At 41.4% G+C, this 15,646-nt stretch carries 14 protein-coding genes; 9 read left to right on the top strand and 5 right to left on the bottom strand.

Translation table 11 applies throughout. From position 1 onward, the window contains the following. The first annotated feature begins 101 nt into the window (after nucleotides 1-101). The 3 genes from Q0R52_RS11750 (at nucleotide 102) to miaA (ending at nucleotide 3,323) form a co-directional block, all read left to right on the top strand. Nucleotides 102-1,511, top strand: a complete 1,410-nt coding sequence (locus Q0R52_RS11750) for an HD domain-containing protein (protein WP_295794855.1) — start codon at nucleotides 102-104, stop codon at nucleotides 1,509-1,511. Nucleotides 1,512-1,681: 170 nt separating this feature from the next. After that, the gene (locus tag Q0R52_RS11745; RefSeq protein ID WP_252789958.1) at nucleotides 1,682-2,335 is read left to right on the top strand and encodes a plasmid pRiA4b ORF-3 family protein; all 654 of its coding nucleotides are present in this window, start codon (nucleotides 1,682-1,684) and stop codon (nucleotides 2,333-2,335) included. Between the two features lie 67 nt (nucleotides 2,336-2,402). After that, on the top strand, nucleotides 2,403-3,323 hold the full coding sequence (gene miaA / locus Q0R52_RS11740; RefSeq protein WP_295794854.1) for a tRNA (adenosine(37)-N6)-dimethylallyltransferase MiaA: 921 nt from the start codon (nucleotides 2,403-2,405) through the stop codon (nucleotides 3,321-3,323). A gap of 91 nt (nucleotides 3,324-3,414) precedes the next feature. Here miaA and rfbA read toward each other — a convergent pair whose 3' ends face one another. From rfbA to Q0R52_RS11725, 3 genes are all read right to left on the bottom strand, one after another. Then, nucleotides 3,415-4,275, bottom strand: coding sequence for a glucose-1-phosphate thymidylyltransferase RfbA (gene rfbA, locus Q0R52_RS11735; protein WP_295794853.1), 861 nt, complete (start codon nucleotides 4,273-4,275; stop codon nucleotides 3,415-3,417). Nucleotides 4,276-4,290: 15 nt separating this feature from the next. After that, nucleotides 4,291-5,148 carry a dTDP-4-dehydrorhamnose reductase gene (rfbD, locus tag Q0R52_RS11730; RefSeq protein WP_295794852.1) on the bottom strand — a complete coding sequence of 286 codons (858 nt, stop codon included), beginning with the start codon at nucleotides 5,146-5,148 and terminating at the stop codon, nucleotides 4,291-4,293. A 160-nt stretch (nucleotides 5,149-5,308) separates the two neighbouring features. Next, nucleotides 5,309-6,136, bottom strand: coding sequence for a 2OG-Fe(II) oxygenase (locus Q0R52_RS11725; protein WP_295794851.1), 828 nt, complete (start codon nucleotides 6,134-6,136; stop codon nucleotides 5,309-5,311). Nucleotides 6,137-6,283: 147 nt separating this feature from the next. Between Q0R52_RS11725 and Q0R52_RS11720 the strand changes: the two genes are divergently transcribed. The 5 genes from Q0R52_RS11720 (at nucleotide 6,284) to Q0R52_RS11700 (ending at nucleotide 11,782) form a co-directional block, all read left to right on the top strand. Beyond that, a complete protein-coding gene (locus Q0R52_RS11720; protein WP_295794850.1) occupies nucleotides 6,284-7,546 on the top strand; it encodes an oligosaccharide flippase family protein in 1,263 nt (420 codons plus the stop codon). Beyond that, nucleotides 7,539-8,480, top strand: coding sequence for a glycosyltransferase family 2 protein (locus Q0R52_RS11715; protein WP_295794849.1), 942 nt, complete (start codon nucleotides 7,539-7,541; stop codon nucleotides 8,478-8,480). Before Q0R52_RS11720 ends, Q0R52_RS11715 begins: the two co-directional genes overlap by 8 nt. A 91-nt stretch (nucleotides 8,481-8,571) precedes the next feature. Further along, nucleotides 8,572-9,966, top strand: coding sequence for a hypothetical protein (locus Q0R52_RS11710; RefSeq protein ID WP_295794848.1), 1,395 nt, complete (start codon nucleotides 8,572-8,574; stop codon nucleotides 9,964-9,966). Then, the gene (locus tag Q0R52_RS11705; RefSeq protein WP_295794846.1) at nucleotides 9,959-10,654 is read left to right on the top strand and encodes an acyltransferase; all 696 of its coding nucleotides are present in this window, start codon (nucleotides 9,959-9,961) and stop codon (nucleotides 10,652-10,654) included. The genes Q0R52_RS11710 and Q0R52_RS11705 overlap by 8 nt, the downstream gene beginning before the upstream one ends. Further along, nucleotides 10,655-11,782 (top strand): glycosyltransferase family 1 protein, encoded by a 1,128-nt coding sequence (locus Q0R52_RS11700; RefSeq protein ID WP_295794845.1) that lies wholly within the window; start codon nucleotides 10,655-10,657, stop codon nucleotides 11,780-11,782. On the opposite strand, the gene Q0R52_RS11695 is transcribed toward Q0R52_RS11700, so the two are convergent. Further along, a complete protein-coding gene (locus tag Q0R52_RS11695) occupies nucleotides 11,779-12,882 on the bottom strand; it encodes a glycosyltransferase (protein ID WP_295794844.1) in 1,104 nt (367 codons plus the stop codon). The two genes, Q0R52_RS11700 and Q0R52_RS11695, sit on opposite strands and share 4 nt — an antisense overlap. 15 nt (nucleotides 12,883-12,897) lie before the next feature. Continuing rightward, on the bottom strand, nucleotides 12,898-13,842 hold the full coding sequence (locus Q0R52_RS11690) for an NAD(P)-dependent oxidoreductase (protein WP_295794843.1): 945 nt from the start codon (nucleotides 13,840-13,842) through the stop codon (nucleotides 12,898-12,900). Nucleotides 13,843-14,319: 477 nt separating this feature from the next. Here Q0R52_RS11690 and Q0R52_RS11685 point away from each other — a divergent pair, with 477 nt between their 5' ends. Further along, the gene (locus Q0R52_RS11685) at nucleotides 14,320-15,552 is read left to right on the top strand and encodes a glycosyltransferase family 4 protein (protein WP_295794842.1); all 1,233 of its coding nucleotides are present in this window, start codon (nucleotides 14,320-14,322) and stop codon (nucleotides 15,550-15,552) included. The last annotated feature ends 94 nt before the right edge of the window (nucleotides 15,553-15,646 follow it).

Genomic DNA, 15,646 nt, shown 5'->3' with positions numbered 1-15,646 from the left:
TCCTTAAATCAAGCGAATCAAGGTTCAGACAATCAACGAAATCAAAATAATCAGCGGTTAAAAAATAAAATCTGCGTTAATCATTTAAATCTGTTAAATCTGTGGTCAAGCACTTACAAAACCCTATATTCTCAACGATATCAAAGCTTGCCGGCGAACACAACGTGCAGGCTTATGCTATCGGCGGTTTTGTGCGCGATATTTTTTTAAACCGGCCGTCAAAGGATATCGACATTGTAGTGCTTGGTAACGGCATTGAATTTGCTGAGGCGGTTGCCCGTAAATTAAACGTAAAGTTATCCGTTTTCAAAAATTTTGGAACCGCATCGCTTAAGTACCGCGACCTGGAGATTGAGTTTGTAGGCGCGCGCAAGGAATCGTACCGCCGCGATTCGCGGAAGCCAATAGTGGAGAATGGAACTTTGGATGATGACCAGAAACGCAGGGATTTTACCATTAATGCCCTGGCCATATCATTGCATCCAGACACTTATGGCGAACTGCTTGACCCTTTTGGTGGCATAATCGATTTGGAAAACAAGTTAATCCGTACCCCATTAAACCCGGTTGAAACCTTTAGCGACGACCCCTTACGCATGATGCGGGGCATACGCTTTGCTACGCAGCTCAATTTCAAAATTGATGAGGTGGCGATTGCTGCTATAAAAAATAATGTAGACAGGATTAGCATTATATCGCAGGAGCGGATTACCGAGGAAATGAACAAAATAATTTTGTCGGCAAAACCATCCATTGGGTTTAATTACTTGTTTGATACTGGCCTGCTGCACAAAATATTCCCGCAAATGACGGTGCTTTATGGTGTTGACTATATCGACGGCAAAGGGCACAAAGACAATTTCTACCACACCCTGCAGGTTTTGGATAACATTTGCGAAACGACTGACGACTTGTGGCTACGGTGGGCAGCTATACTGCATGATATTGCTAAACCTGCCACCAAGCGTTTTGAACCCGGCCACGGGTGGACGTTTCATGGGCACGAGGATAAAGGTGCCCGCATGGTGCCAAAATTGTTTACGCAACTAAAGCTGCCGCTGAATGAAAAAATGAAGTTTGTGCAAAAAATGGTGCAATTGCATTTACGGCCCATCGTTTTGGCACAATCAATCGTTACCGATTCGGCTGTGAGGCGTTTACTTTTTGAGGCAGGCGAGGATATTGAAAGCCTGATGTTGTTGTGTAAAGCAGACATCACCACAAAAAATGAATATAAGGTAAAAAAATACCGCAATAATTTTGAGCTGGTTCAACAAAAGCTAAAGGACGTGGAAGAGCGCGACAGCATCCGAAACTGGCAGCCGCCTGTTACAGGTACCGATATTATGGAGCTTTTTGGCATAAAAGAAGGGCGGGAAGTGGGAATTATTAAAAACCAGATACGCGAAGCCATACTTGAGGGCGAAATCCCAAACCGCCGCGAAGAGGCTATTCAGTACACAATTGCCAAAGGCGAAGAAATTGGCTTAAAAGTTGTAGGGAAGCCGTAACGATTTACGATATAAGATTTACGAATTACGATTTAAAAACCCAACTATACAATTCACATTTTAGTGATTTCTAATAATTGATGCAGCATCTTTATAAATCCGAAATCGAACATCCGACATCCGAAATAAATAAAACATTACTATTTTTGTAAAAAATCTATACTTAAAAAATGGCGCTATACAGGTTCAGGATTACTTTTGAAGACTATGATGATGTGGTAAGAGAAATCGACGTAAAGTCGAACCAGACATTTGAAGACCTTCACCGGGCGATCCATCAATCAACAGGATACAATCCTGAATATTCTTCATCCTTTTATATCAGCAACGACCAGTGGATAAAGGGCGAGGAAATTACCTTTATGCCCAACCAGAAAAGAATTGACCGTAAGGTTGCCCTTATGGACAAGGTGAAGCTGCTGAGTTATATCGACGACCCGCACCAAAAATTTTATTATACTTTCAACTTCGACCGCCCCTTTGATTTTCACGTTGAGTTGATGAAAATTATACTGGACGAAACACCAGGTGTTACTTACCCGGCGGTTATCAAATCAACCGGCGAAGCTCCAAAACAGTTTGGTAACGTGCTTAACGTACCTGTTGCAGCACCCGAAGGCGACGATTTCGACTTTTTGAACGAAATGGCCATCGGTGAAGAAGATGCCGAGGACTTTGAAGAAATTAGCGAATCGGCCGATGAAGATATCGTTCCTAAAGTTGCCGTAGATGATGAGGAAGAAGAAGATGAATTCGGCAGCGAATTTTCTGACGATGAAGGCTTCGACGACGACAGCAAACTTTCGCACGGCGACGATTATTAATTTTTAGTCTATGGACCATTGTCGATAGTCCATAGATTTAACATTTTTCGATAAACGCATTTCTACTATGGACTATGGTCCATCGACTATGGACTCCTCAAAAACCATCATCGTCATTGCCGGCCCCACTGCTTCGGGTAAAACTGCGGCTGCTATTGAGGTAGCCAGGCATTTTAAGACCGTGGTTGTTTCTGCGGATTCGAGGCAGTTTTATCGCGAAATGTCAATTGGTACTGCAAAGCCATCTGCCGAAGAGTTAGCGGCGGTTAAGCACTATTTTATCGATTCCCTCTCTATAACAGAAACTTACACAGCAGGCGACTACGAAAAACAATGCCTCGAACTGTTGACAGAACTTTTTAAAGTTCATGATGTAGTGGTATTGGCAGGTGGTTCCGGCTTATTCATCAAGGCAGTTTGCGAAGGCTTTGACGAGTTCCCGGACGTCAACGCCGAATTGCGGAATAGGCTAAACAATGAACTTAATGATAATGGCCTGATTTATCTGCAGGAAAAACTAAAAGCCGCCGACCCGGACTATTTTGAACAGGTGGATATCAATAATCCGCAACGCGTTATCCGTGCGCTGGAGATATTTGAAGGCACGGGCAAACAATACTCGTCATTCCGCAAATCAGCCGGTAACAAAAGACCCTTCCGTATACTAAAATTTGGATTAAACCTCCCGCGCGAAGTGTTATACAATCGAATTAACCACAGAGTTGATTTAATGGTTGAACAAGACTTAATAGATGAGGTAAAATCTCTCCTGCCCTACCGACATTTAAATGCATTAAACACCGTAGGCTACAGCGAATTGTTTGACTATTTTGACGGGAAAACTGATTTACAAACCGCAATTGCACTTATCAAACAAAACACCCGCCGCTTTGCCAAAAGGCAAATGACCTGGTTTGGGAAAGACAAAGAGATTATTTGGGTAGATGCGGGAGGTGATTTGGTATCGAAAATAGTTAATGCCTTTTAATTTCGGATATTCCATTTCGGATTTAATAAATTTTAAATCATTTCCGGCGTCAAAAAAATTCCGAAATCGAACATCCGACTTCCGAAATCCTTTAGTCCAGCAGCGTCTGCAAATAAGCCCCGTAACCACTCTTAATATACTTGGCTACCAGCACCTTCAATTGCTCGTTATCAATAAATTTCTGCCGCCAGGCAACTTCTTCAATGCAACCTATTTTGGTTGCTTGTCGCTTTTCAATAACTCTCACATATTCAGAAGCATCGCTTAATGAATCGAATGTACCGGTATCAAGCCAGGCAGTACCCCTATCCATAACACCAACATGGAGGTTGCCCTGCTCCAGGTAACGTTTGTTTACATCGGTAATTTCATATTCTCCGCGGGGAGACGGTTCAAGTTTTTTGGCAACATCAACCACGCTGTTATCGTAAAAATAAAGGCCGGGTACAGCATAGTTTGATTTTGGTTTTGCCGGCTTTTCTTCGATAGATAAAGCTTTAAAATCCGAATCAAATTCTACAACGCCATATCTTTCAGGGTCGGCAACCGGGTAAGCAAAAATAGCAGCGCCGTCCACATCGTTAAAACTGCGGATCAGCTCGGTAAAACCTGTACCGTAAAATATGTTATCGCCCAAAATAAGCGCTACTTTGTCGTTACCGATAAACTGCTCACCTATTACAAAAGCCTGGGCAAGGCCGTTTGGTTTTTCCTGTATGGCGTATTTAAAGCTGCAACCGAGTTCCTCGCCGTTACCAAGCAAGCGTTTAAAGCTGTCGCTGTCTTCGGGTGTTGTGATTATTAAAATTTCGCGTATGCCTGCCTGCATTAAAACCGATAGCGGGTAATAAATCATCGGTTTATCATAGATGGGCATCAGTTGCTTGCTTATTGCCCTGGTTATGGGGTAGAGCCTGGTGCCCGACCCGCCTGCTAAAATTATTCCTTTCATGTAGAAGATTTGGGGTTATTTTTGAAGTTTGCCTATGCAATTTACAAGGCTGTCTCTCCAATACGGTATTTCTATATTAAATGTTTGTTTTGATTTGCTTTTGTCCATTACCGAATATGCGGGCCGCGTGGCCTTTGTTACATATTCGTCGGTACGAACCGGTATGGCTTTTACCTCCGTACCCGATATATCAAAAATAGCCCGTGCAAAATCAAACCACGATGTTACGCCTTCGTTGCTGTAATGATAGGTGCCATAGGCTTTGCTATCTCCCGAAATAATCATTAAAATAAACCCAGCCAGATCGATAGCGTAGGTCGGCGTGCCAACCTGGTCAGCAATAATCCTTAGCTCATCCCGCTCTGCACCAAGTTTCAGCATCGTTTTTACAAAATTGTTTGCAAATTCCGAATACAGCCAGCCGGTTCGGATAATGAAATACTCTTTCAATGCCCGGGCAACCGCTAATTCGCCGTCGAGCTTTGTTTTCCCATAAACGCTTATCGGGTTGGCTGTATCATCTTCTTTAAGCGGATGGGCAACATCACCTTTAAAAACAAAATCGGTGGATATGTGAATCAATACTGCACCATTTATGTCACACAATCTCGCAAGATTTTCGGCCCCGGTTTTATTAACTTTTTCAGCAATTTCAAACTCATCTTCCGCTTTATCAACTGCGGTATATGCTGCACAATTAATAACCCAACCCGGTTTGTATTGGTCAAATATTTTTTCAAGACCGGCGGTGTTTAAAATATTGGCGTCTTCCTCGGGCGGGAAAATCAATGTTGTTATTTGCTTTTCGGCCGCAACAGCCTTTATGCACTGCCCTAATTGACCCGAAGCTCCGAAAACCACTATGTTTTTCATATAAAAAAATCTTTTTTCGCATAAATGCCAATACTTAAAGGTAGTTTAAGCCGACAAGGTGATGGTGTTTATGGCAACTATTACAAATATGCCCACTATATTTCAAATTAGAGGCAAAAATTTAAACATTAGTGTTGAAAAGACACTATCCCGGATGAATTCAGCCGCGTTTCATTACCTTTTTTGCTGCCTTTATCAAAATAGGCGGTACAATATCAAGCACCACGTCCCTGAACGTGATCGGCTCTTTTACTATATCATCCTTTATTTTTGCCCGGTTAACAAAAACGGTACCGTGGCTGCGGTCGCTTATTTCGCTTTTGGGCCGTCCGTTTGAGTAATAATAAAACGCCAGCGATTTCCTGCTCCTGTCCGGCGGGCAGGTAAGCGGATCAGGGTGGCCGTGGTATGAAAAGTCTGTTGTCGAAAAAATAGCTACCCTGTTAAATACCGGCAATACTTTTTTACACGATTTGGTCATGTTTTTATCCCATAGCTCAAAATGGCCGCCATAGCTTTCTTCCCAGTCTTTGTTCAGGTAAACCAATAAATTTATCCTGCGGTCAAGTTTGGTAAAATCGTGTTTATTAAAATCGGCATGCACTTTCAGTAAGCCACCGGGCTTAATCTCGTGGTACCCGCCGCCAACAAAATATGGGTCGGGTAGCAGGGTTTCTTTTATTCCCGTAAGCTCCTGTAAAAACTCCAGCACCGGCTGCGAGTTTAAATAATGGGTAAACGCTTTGGTTATATCGCTAAAATATTTCTCGCCCTTTGCCTCAAATTTCTTTTCGTTGTGGTTATCGTAGCTAATAACCTCCTTTTTTTGCGATAAATCCGGAAAATCGGACAACACCTGGTTTAAAACTTCCTCGTTAAAAAAATTGTCAAACACTATACTGGGGAACGGACTGGCGTCAAGGTATTCTTCACGCTTATCAATCCCAAGCTGTTTCAGATCTTTTATTTCCGGGTTAAGGTAGTTCATACGGTAAATTTATTAATTCACGAATATAATTATTTATCCAACGCATAATTAAGCAAATGTTCAATGCGCCAGTCAGTATCATTTCTCCATCATTAAACCGTATTTTTCCGGTTAAATTAAGTTAAATTTGCCCGCAATCCGTACCACTTGAAACAACGCGTAACTAACATTTACAATAAGCTAAAGGCGACCAACATCATAGCCAACTTTTTAAATTTAAGCAGCATCCAAATTTCAAATATGCTGCTATTGTTGTTACTTATCCCCATCATTACACGCATTATCGGTATAAAGGAATTTGGCATCATAATGTTTGCCAGCAAGTTTGCACAATTAGCGGGTTCAGTTATTAACTATGGTACCGGCCAGTCTGGCGTACGGGACGTAGCGTTTTATTTAACTGATCAAAAAAAACTGGGCACCGTATTTTACAACAACCTTTTCATTCGGGTAGTTATCTTCGTGCTTTTTATAGCCCTGTTATTTGGTCTGCAGTGGGTTAATGTTGATTATTACCCCTACATATTGCTATCAATTCCTATCGCTTTAGCTGAGGTGTTTAACCCCTTATGTTTCTTTATTGGCGCCGAAAGGCTGAAGTTGTTTAATTTATTAAACATGCTTTCAAACGTAGCTTCAATTATAGCCATTTTGATTTTTGTCAAAAGCCCGCACGATGCCATTTGGGTAAATTTTATACTGGGCGGGGCCAATACAATTACCTACATCGGGCTGCTTGTTTACTTTGCCTCGCAATACGGGTTAGGCTTTAAGTTACCATCGCGGCAGGAAATGCTAAAAATAGGGAAAGATAATTCTTACCTCACCATCAATAACATCTCGGTTAACTTGCAGCAGTCTATCATCATATTTGCCATGCCACGCTGGGGTTATGCGGCGCTGCTAGGCCCTTATACTTTGTGCGATAAAATCATCGGCCAGTGCCGGATCCTGCTTATTACGGTATCAAACGCTATTTATCCAAATGCGGCGCGCTTATTTCAGCAAAGTAACGGGTTATGGAATATCTATCGCAAAAAAACAAAGTATCTGCTGGCAGCCGTCTTTTTTGCCGGCTCTATACTGATATTTATACTTGCCGATTTTATTGTGTTTGTCTTATCAAAAGAACACAACCCTACCGCTGTTTTAATTTTAAGGGTAATGGCCTTTGTGCCGATAATGTCGGCGCTTAATGTGTTAAACGTGCTCGACCAGCTTTTAAAAAACAACACCGTTTATATTTTCAGGATTGCGGTTTATCTTTTTATATTATCGGTACTTGTTGCGTTTGCGCTGGTTAACATTGGCGGGGCCCTGGTAATTGGCGCATTTACCTTGATAATTGAAACAAGCGCCGTACTGATGTACGAGTATGCCATAAAAAAAACCTACACCCAAAATGGTTAAGCCGGTAGCCGTTATATTACTCAACTGGAATACGCCTGTGCATACGGTTAATTGCATCGCTTCGCTTAAACATTATTGCGATGAGGCTTTGTTTGATATTATTGTGGCCGATAATGGCTCTGCCGACGATTCTCTATCGATATTAAAAAAGCTATATCCGGACTTAATTTATGTTGATAATCAACAAAACCTCGGCTTTGCCGAAGGCAATAACAAGGCGCTTATATACAGCATCGATAACGGTTATACCTATTCGTTGGTGATGAATACTGATACAGAAGTTGATAGCAACCTGGTTAGCTGCCTGCTTCACCACATGGATAGCCATCCCGAGGCCGCCGCTGTGCAACCGGCGATTTATTGGATGCATGATAAAACCCAAATCTGGAACGGTGAAGGAAAATTTAACCGATTTACCGGCAAAACTATATCTGACCTTTCTGTGCCCGATGCCGATGCATTAAATACCTACAAAAAAGCCGAATGGGTTACCGGCTGCTGCATGCTGCTCCGCAATTCAGCACTTGCAAAAAGCGGAATGTTTAACAAGCAATTCTTTTTATATTTCGAGGATGTAGAGCTTTCGTTCAGGCTGCGTGATTCCGGTTTCGAGGTACATTACCTCCCGTCATGTAAAATGTATCACGAGGCGGGAGTGTCTGCAAAAGTAGCTGCACCAAAAAAAGAAGGTACTTTAAGTCCAGTTATTCACTATTATACCAGTCGTAACCATATCTGGATATTAAGACGGTATGGCAACCCGTTGTTGTACCCTGTTTACCTGGTTTACAACGGTTTTTACTACCTGGCGTTGCTTGGGTATTTGTTGTTGCGCCGCCGTACGCAAAAAGCAGGCTTTTTAATTAAGGGGTTAAAAGAGGGGATTTTCACGCCAAAAAGCCTAATTTGGCCTTTGGGGAGTCAGAAGTCTTAAGTCCAGAGTCCAAAGAAAAGACTATTGACTACAGACTCAGGACTTCTGACTAAACTACAATTTATAACTGAAACGATACACGTAAAAAAGGATGTTATTCATATTTCCGCTCATTTTCCTTACTTCGTTTTTTGTCGCCTGCCGTGAGGTGGTGAAAGGGAATTTGCAGGGGATATTGGTGTTCTTCATTTTCGGCCTTTCTATGTACACCACGGCAATGTCGGTTGCCTTTTTGCTCGGTCTTAAAGATTTCATTCCCATATTTCAATATTTTAAGGAAGTATTGGTATTAAGCGTGCTGTTTTTAAACATCATATCGCTGCAATACCGGCCACGTCTCCATTTAATTGATTACGCAATACTTGCATTTTTAGGCTACACATTTATTTACGTCATATTGCCCATTGGTGAACAAGGCTTTGTTAACAGGCTGATGGCTTTTAAAAGCACATCGTTTTTTGTGGTGATATATTTTACCGGGCGCCTGATGGATATAAAGGCGGTGTATGTAAGTAAATATTTCAATTTTATAGCTTTACTAACCATTGCCGCTGGCTGTGTAGTACTTACCGAGGTGATTTTTAACCAGCACCTGCAAAGCAAAACCGGCTTTGCCGAATACGTTTACTACTTCTTCAACTTCGAACCCGGCGGCGATTTTGGCCTGAGCTGGACATTTCAATCCGAAGGCGGGTATAAACGCTTTGCCAGTTTTTTTGCCAACCCGTTGGAGCACGCCTCTGCTACCCTGTTGGCTTTGGCTGTTATTATAGCGTTGTTTAACCGCGAGGATAACAAGTTTAAGCCTAATGGCGTAGGCATGCTTGCTTTGGGTGCATCATTCCTTTCAATTGTATTTGCTTTATCGCGGGCGCCGTTTGTAAGTTATTTTGTTATAATTTATGTATACGCTTTAATCACCAAAAAGAAATATATTACCTACACTGTACATGCTATCCTGGGTACGGGAGCTTTATATTTTATCTACCTTTTTACCGCATTTGGCGTTCAAAAGGGTGGCATCACAGAGGTGATAATGAACACCATCGACTTTAGCAATCCATCGAGCGTTGGCCACCTTTTGGAATGGGCCGAAGGGTTGATGGCTATGATTGAGAAACCTTTAGGCCTGGGGCTGGGTACTTCAGGTCGTGTTGCGGGCAGCCTTGGCGAAAACGTGGGCGGCGAAAACCAATATATAATAATAGGGGTACAAGCTGGTATAATTGCCTTATTTTTATACTTGTGGATTTATATCATGCTGATAAAAACGAGCCTAAAATGGCTACCACATTTACACGGGCGGGAAAAGAAGGTTTGTATGGCTGTTTTACTAATAAAAGTTGGGTTCTTTATCCCACTGTTAACGTCAGAAGTGGAGTCATCATCGTATATATCTTACGTAAACTGGTTTTTATGTGGATTATTGATGAGTATTATTATGAAGCCCCAAACGGAACAATTATATCCGGCAAATAATGATTGAAAAGCTGATAAAAACATTAAAAAACGACCCTAATTATAAGTGGGAAAGCCCCCATTCATCAAGGGATTTATTTAGCATTGCCTGGGTGAGGTTGATACAGTTTACCCGTGGACTGTTTTTAAAGCCGTTTTTAAAAAAGTCAAAAGGGTTACTTTTCAGAGGAAGTCATGTTAAAGTGAGGCATGGCTACAAGATAACAGCCGGTAAAAATTTGATTCTTGAGGATAATGTGAGCGTCAACGCCCTGTCTGAAAACGGCATCAGCTTTGGCGACAACGTTTCTATCGCCCGTGATTCGATACTGTTTTGCACCGGGATAATTGCCTACCGTGGCAAAGGTATTTCTATTGGCGACCGAACAGGCATCAGTGCACGGGCCTATTTTGCAGGCCAAGGCGGTATAAACATTGGCAACGATGTGATAATGGGGCCAAATGTGCAGGTGTTCTCAGAAAATCATCTCTACAACGATATGAGTCTAACCATAAAGGAACAAGGCGTGACAAAGCAACCCGTAAGCATTGGCAATAACTGTTGGATCGGCGCCGGCTCAACCATATTGGCGGGCGTCACTATTGGTGATGGCTGCGTAGTTGCAGCGGGCAGCGTTGTTACTAAATCGTTCGCTGCAAATTCAGTGATTGCGGGCGTGCCTGCCAAACTGATAAAAACCAGGGGAGAAAATTAAATGCCGAAACCATTAACCATAGCCGTTGATGTGCGCGATTTGCAGGTGGCCAAAACAGGCACACGCACCTACCTTGAGGAACTTTGTAAAGAATTTAAAAACATGGAAAGCGCCACAATCCGCTTTCATTTTATCGACACCAGCATTCCTGTTTACGCCGGTAACAACAAATTGCTAAAATATATTGAGCACGCCAGGTACCAGTTATGGAAGCAATTGATTTTACCATTAAAAGCCTTTTTTAAAGGTTGTAACATTGTTTTCTGCACTGATAACTGCGTTCCCCTAATTCATTTGGGGTACAAAACCATCCCTGTTTTTCATGATGCTTTTTGTTTTGAATCGCCCGAGGCCTATGGTAAGCTATGGCTATGGCTGTATATGAAAACAGCGGTACCAGCTGCGAAAAGATCGCCGTTTGTAATTACGCCCAGTGCATGGTCGAAAAAGCAAATTCATCATTTTACCGGCATCGCCCATGAAAAACTGGAAGTAATATATGAAGGGCCGAAAGAGTTAGCTACTGCCGGCAATTCTCAGATTGACAAATTGATATTAAGCAAATTTGGAATAGCACCACAAAAATACCTCCTGCACGCCGGTTCAATGTTTAAACGAAAAAACATACCTGCGCTTATTGAAGCTTTCGCAAAAGTTAAAGCCAGCTACCCCGATTTAAAATTAGTACTAGCAGGCCCCACCCCTGCCAATATCTTCGACAGCGATTACAAACTAATTTTAGACGCTATTGAGATTAACAGCCTTAACAATGATGTATTACTCACCGGTTATTTAACTGATAGCGACCTGGGAGCGCTTTATCAAAATGCACTGCTGTATGTTTTCCCATCTACAAATGAAGGTTTTGGTATCCCTGTCCTCGAAGCATTTAAAAGTAACTTGCCCGTATTGGTAGCCGATAATACCTGCCTGCCCGAAATTGGCGGCGATGCCGTCCTACAGTTCAATCCTTTTGATATTGAGGATATGGCGGCAAAAATCAAAAAAGTTTTGAATGATACTGAATTACGTGAGGACATGAAAAACAAAGGAAGAGAACGCCTTGAATTATTCTCGTGGCGTAACACTGCGTTACAACTTGTTGAAGTATTTAAAAAGGCTATTTAGGCCTCTGCAAAAACTTTTACATGTTCATCGGCAACCATTTCCCAGTTAAATACGCTTAACGCACGCACCTGCGCTTTCTCTGCAAGAGCAAGCATTTCGGAATGATTTGCCTCGCAAAAGTTTATTTCTTCGGTTAACGATTCAATATTGCCTTGCTTAAACATGCGGGCGGTATCTAAAACTGCATATTGGTTTTCTTCAATATCGCTTACTATAAGCGGCACGTTAAGCCCCATCACAGTTAGCACTACCGGCGACAAACCCTCTACATCAGATGGCTGGATATAGCAATAAGCATTTTTCATCAGGGTATTTACATCATCGCCATAAACATAACCGGGGAATATTATTTGCTCATTTGCCATATCGAGCAGTTCCTTTTCATATGGCGAAGGGTTGGGTGAACCACCTATTAGCACAAGCTTTCTTTTTGAGTTCGATTTCTTAAACGCGGGTATCAGGTAGTGCAGGCCCTTATCAGGTATAAAGCGGCCAACGAATAAATAATAGCCGCCTTTTTCAAGATTGTGCTTTGTTAAAATTCCGGTATTACCGTTGCCTGGCTCGACTTCGCTGCCAAAGGGTATAAACTTAAATTGCTTGTTAAATTTTGCTTCAAAAAGTTTTTTGGCAATTACGTTATCAAATATCACCTCGTTGGGTATGTGTGCGGTAATAAATGACGAAAGTTTTAAATATAATTTACCGTACCAGGGCCATTTATCGCGTTTCCAATCAACTCCGTCCTGGCTGATAAATACTTTTTTGCCAAAAAGGCGCAAGGGCAGCGCCCATATGCTGTTGCCTCCATTTTGTATGTGCACAATATCAGCGGTGTTATTTACAATAATATCCCAGGTGCATTTAAAGGAGTGCAGCAGTGTATCGAATCCTTTTTTTGGGGTAGTTTTAAAGGTTTTAATCTTTACACCCCTATAGTCGTCTACATCAACAAAAACATCCGGGTACCGGCGATTATAGGCCACAACGCTATGGCCTCTGGTAACAAGTCGCGGAAAAAGTTCTAAAGCAAATTTATCAGCGCCGGCAGCACCTTTCGATGGCGGGACCGACCGGAAACCGAAGGCAGCAATGCGCATTATGGCTGGTAGTAGTTATAAAGTAATGGTATCTTCTTTTGTCGAATAGATATTTTTTTCCTTCAAGTAGTCAACATAGTAGTCATCAATATACTCGCCGAGTGCGATCTTCCAGTCGCGCATAATATTCATGTTCCTCAACTCAAGCTTTTTATTGATCAGGCGCTCTGACGGCGGCCTGGGTGCAAAATAGGTATCTTTAAAATAGCTTGATGAAACTTCGTGGAAGGTAACTTCATTTTCGAGGCCCAAAATTCTAACCAGCTCTTCAGCTACTTCAAGCCTGCTGGTTTCGCCATTGCAAACAAGGTTATATAAGCCCCAATATTCTTTTTCAATCAGCAGCTTAACATTTTTGGCAAAATCAACCGTAAAAGTTGGCGTACCATCTTTGTCGTTTACAATATGCAAGTCGCGTTTACCGCCGGCCAACTGCTTAATTATCTTGTTTATAAACTTTTTATCTTTATATGGCCCACCGCCCATCATCCATCCTGCCCGGCAAATAATATAGCGCTTTGCATTTTCTCTCACATAACGTTCACCCATATACTTTGAACGTGCATAGTGGCCAAGCGGATTAGGCTCATCCCAATCGTCGTAAAAGTCCTTTGTGCCGTCAAAAATACCGGCAGTGCTGATGTATAATAAAGGGATATCTAAGTTGTTAGCTATGAATACAGCATTTTCAACAGCTGTAGTATTGGTAAGGTAGGTATCGTCTAAATTAAGTTCGCAAAACTCAAGGTCGGTGTAGGCGCCAAGGTGAAAAAGATAATCTGGTTTATAACTCTCTACTTCTCTCTTATATTTCTCAAAATCGCGAAAATCCAAAAAGCTAAGCCATTTTTCATTTACATCCTTATCTGTGCACTTAACTTCATACTCATCTTTAAATATTCGATAAAAAGCTTCCCCAAGCATTCCGCCTGCGCCTGCAATGTAAATCTTTTTCTTCATATAAATGTTAAAACCATAAGGTAGAATCTGGTAGTTGATTCAAAAGTGTGACGGGATAGATAGTCTTCACTTTCCAAAATTAACTTTTTTTGCCTTACCAACCAGATTATTTTTTTTAAAACTGTTAAAAAATCGATAAAATAATTCAAATACTTTGGCTTTTAGTATAGTTAGATAAAATTTTAGCAACCAAAATACCAATTAAATACGGGTATTATAACCAGCGGGTCGTCCAAAATGCTTTATCGGAAGTCTATACAGCGTGGAAAATCTACATCAATTCGATACAATGCGGGTCAACATTGTTTAACCGAGTTAATTTTTAGGGTCATTTTCATGACCTTACCGGGTAAATAGCGGCCCGTTATTAATGTAAAATTGTCCTCCAAATTTTAAACTTCTGGTTTTATCGTACTAATATCATTTAATACAGGCATCTTTGAATTTTGTTTTATTTAAGTTAAGAAATTATTCGGAATGAATATTCTTGTTGTTAATTGGGCGTGGTATCCGACCGGAGGTGACTGGACTTATGTCGAAAATGTGGTAAATATTTACCAGCAAAAAGGACACATTGTTGTGCCATTTTCTATGAAAGATGACAGGAACCTACCTTCGGAATACAGCAGCTACTTTATTGAAAACATCGACTACAAAAAGGTTAACAAACGGAGCATATCCTCCGGAGTAAAAGTGGTAATGAAAAGCATATATTCATTTGAGGCCCAGGAAAACCTTGAAAAGCTGCTGAATGATGTTCAAATTGATTTTGCCCATATCAATGTTATCCACCATTATATCACCCCAACTATTTTAAAAATTCTAAAAAAACGAAATATTCCCATCATTTGGACCTTGCATGAATATACACCCATTTGCCCGGATAGTATTTTTGTAAGCCATGGCCAGGTGTGCGAAAGGTGCTTTGGCGGTAAATTTTACAACTGCATTACCCATTCATGCAAAAAAGGTTCATACCTGGCAAGCACGGTGGCTGCGCTTGAAAACTACGTTCATAAATACCTTAACTATTATGCCTACGTAGATTATTTTGTTTGCCCGTCAATTTTTCAACTTGAAAAATATAAGCAATTCAATTTTTTTAATGATAAGCTGGTACAAATTTATCACGGCTACGACTATGCTGAAATTGAAAGGGTAAAGCTGATGCCAGCGCAAACAACCGAAAAGTATATAATTTTTGTAGGCCGGCTGGAGCGGATTAAAGGCGCGCATACCTTATTAAAAGCGATGCAATCTTTCCCCCATATCAAGCTTAAAATAATAGGTGACGGCACCCAGGAAGCGGAATTAAAAGCATTAAAAACTGAGCATCAGTTAAACAATGTCGAGTTTTTAGGAAAAAAAAGCAAGTCAGAAGTTTTACAAATTGTTAAGGGGGCTGATTTTTTGATCTGTCCGTCGGAGTGTTACGAGGTTTTAGGCTTCACTGTGGTTGAGGCTATGGCGCTGGGTAAGCCAGTTATTGGCGCTCGTATTGGAGGTATACCCGAAATGGTTATTGATAATTATACAGGACTGCTGTTTGAACCGGGCAACGCCGCACAGTTGGCCGAGCGAATCAAAGTCCTGTACAATAATGAAAGCCTTGTTACCGAAATGGGAAAAAATGCACTCGGGCATATTAACAAACTTATAAACAACAAAACGCACTACGAAAGCCTTCAAAAACTTATCCCCGGCTTGTAGGCAAATTGTCCGCGGCAATTACCAGGGATACTTTGTAATCACTTTATTTTAAAAACCAGCAAACCAAGCCGCTCTCGTTTTGTTAACGCTGCGA

The organism is Mucilaginibacter sp., assembly GCF_025359345.1.
Lineage (GTDB): Bacteria > Bacteroidota > Bacteroidia > Sphingobacteriales > Sphingobacteriaceae > Mucilaginibacter.
This window is presented reverse-complemented; position numbering and strand designations above follow the sequence as displayed.

Coding starts and splice junctions, on each gene's coding strand:
- Q0R52_RS11745 (WP_252789958.1), top strand. CDS start 1,682: ATGGCGCTATACAGGTTCAGGATTACTTTTGAAGACTATGATGATGTG.
- miaA (WP_295794854.1), top strand. CDS start 2,403: ATGGACTATGGTCCATCGACTATGGACTCCTCAAAAACCATCATCGTC.
- rfbA (WP_295794853.1), bottom strand. CDS start 4,275: ATGAAAGGAATAATTTTAGCAGGCGGGTCGGGCACCAGGCTCTACCCC.
- rfbD (WP_295794852.1), bottom strand. CDS start 5,148: ATGAAAAACATAGTGGTTTTCGGAGCTTCGGGTCAATTAGGGCAGTGC.
- Q0R52_RS11725 (WP_295794851.1), bottom strand. CDS start 6,136: ATGAACTACCTTAACCCGGAAATAAAAGATCTGAAACAGCTTGGGATT.
- Q0R52_RS11715 (WP_295794849.1), top strand. CDS start 7,539: ATGGTTAAGCCGGTAGCCGTTATATTACTCAACTGGAATACGCCTGTG.
- Q0R52_RS11710 (WP_295794848.1), top strand. CDS start 8,572: ATGTTATTCATATTTCCGCTCATTTTCCTTACTTCGTTTTTTGTCGCC.
- Q0R52_RS11705 (WP_295794846.1), top strand. CDS start 9,959: ATGATTGAAAAGCTGATAAAAACATTAAAAAACGACCCTAATTATAAG.
- Q0R52_RS11700 (WP_295794845.1), top strand. CDS start 10,655: ATGCCGAAACCATTAACCATAGCCGTTGATGTGCGCGATTTGCAGGTG.
- Q0R52_RS11695 (WP_295794844.1), bottom strand. CDS start 12,882: ATGCGCATTGCTGCCTTCGGTTTCCGGTCGGTCCCGCCATCGAAAGGT.
- Q0R52_RS11690 (WP_295794843.1), bottom strand. CDS start 13,842: ATGAAGAAAAAGATTTACATTGCAGGCGCAGGCGGAATGCTTGGGGAA.
- Q0R52_RS11685 (WP_295794842.1), top strand. CDS start 14,320: ATGAATATTCTTGTTGTTAATTGGGCGTGGTATCCGACCGGAGGTGAC.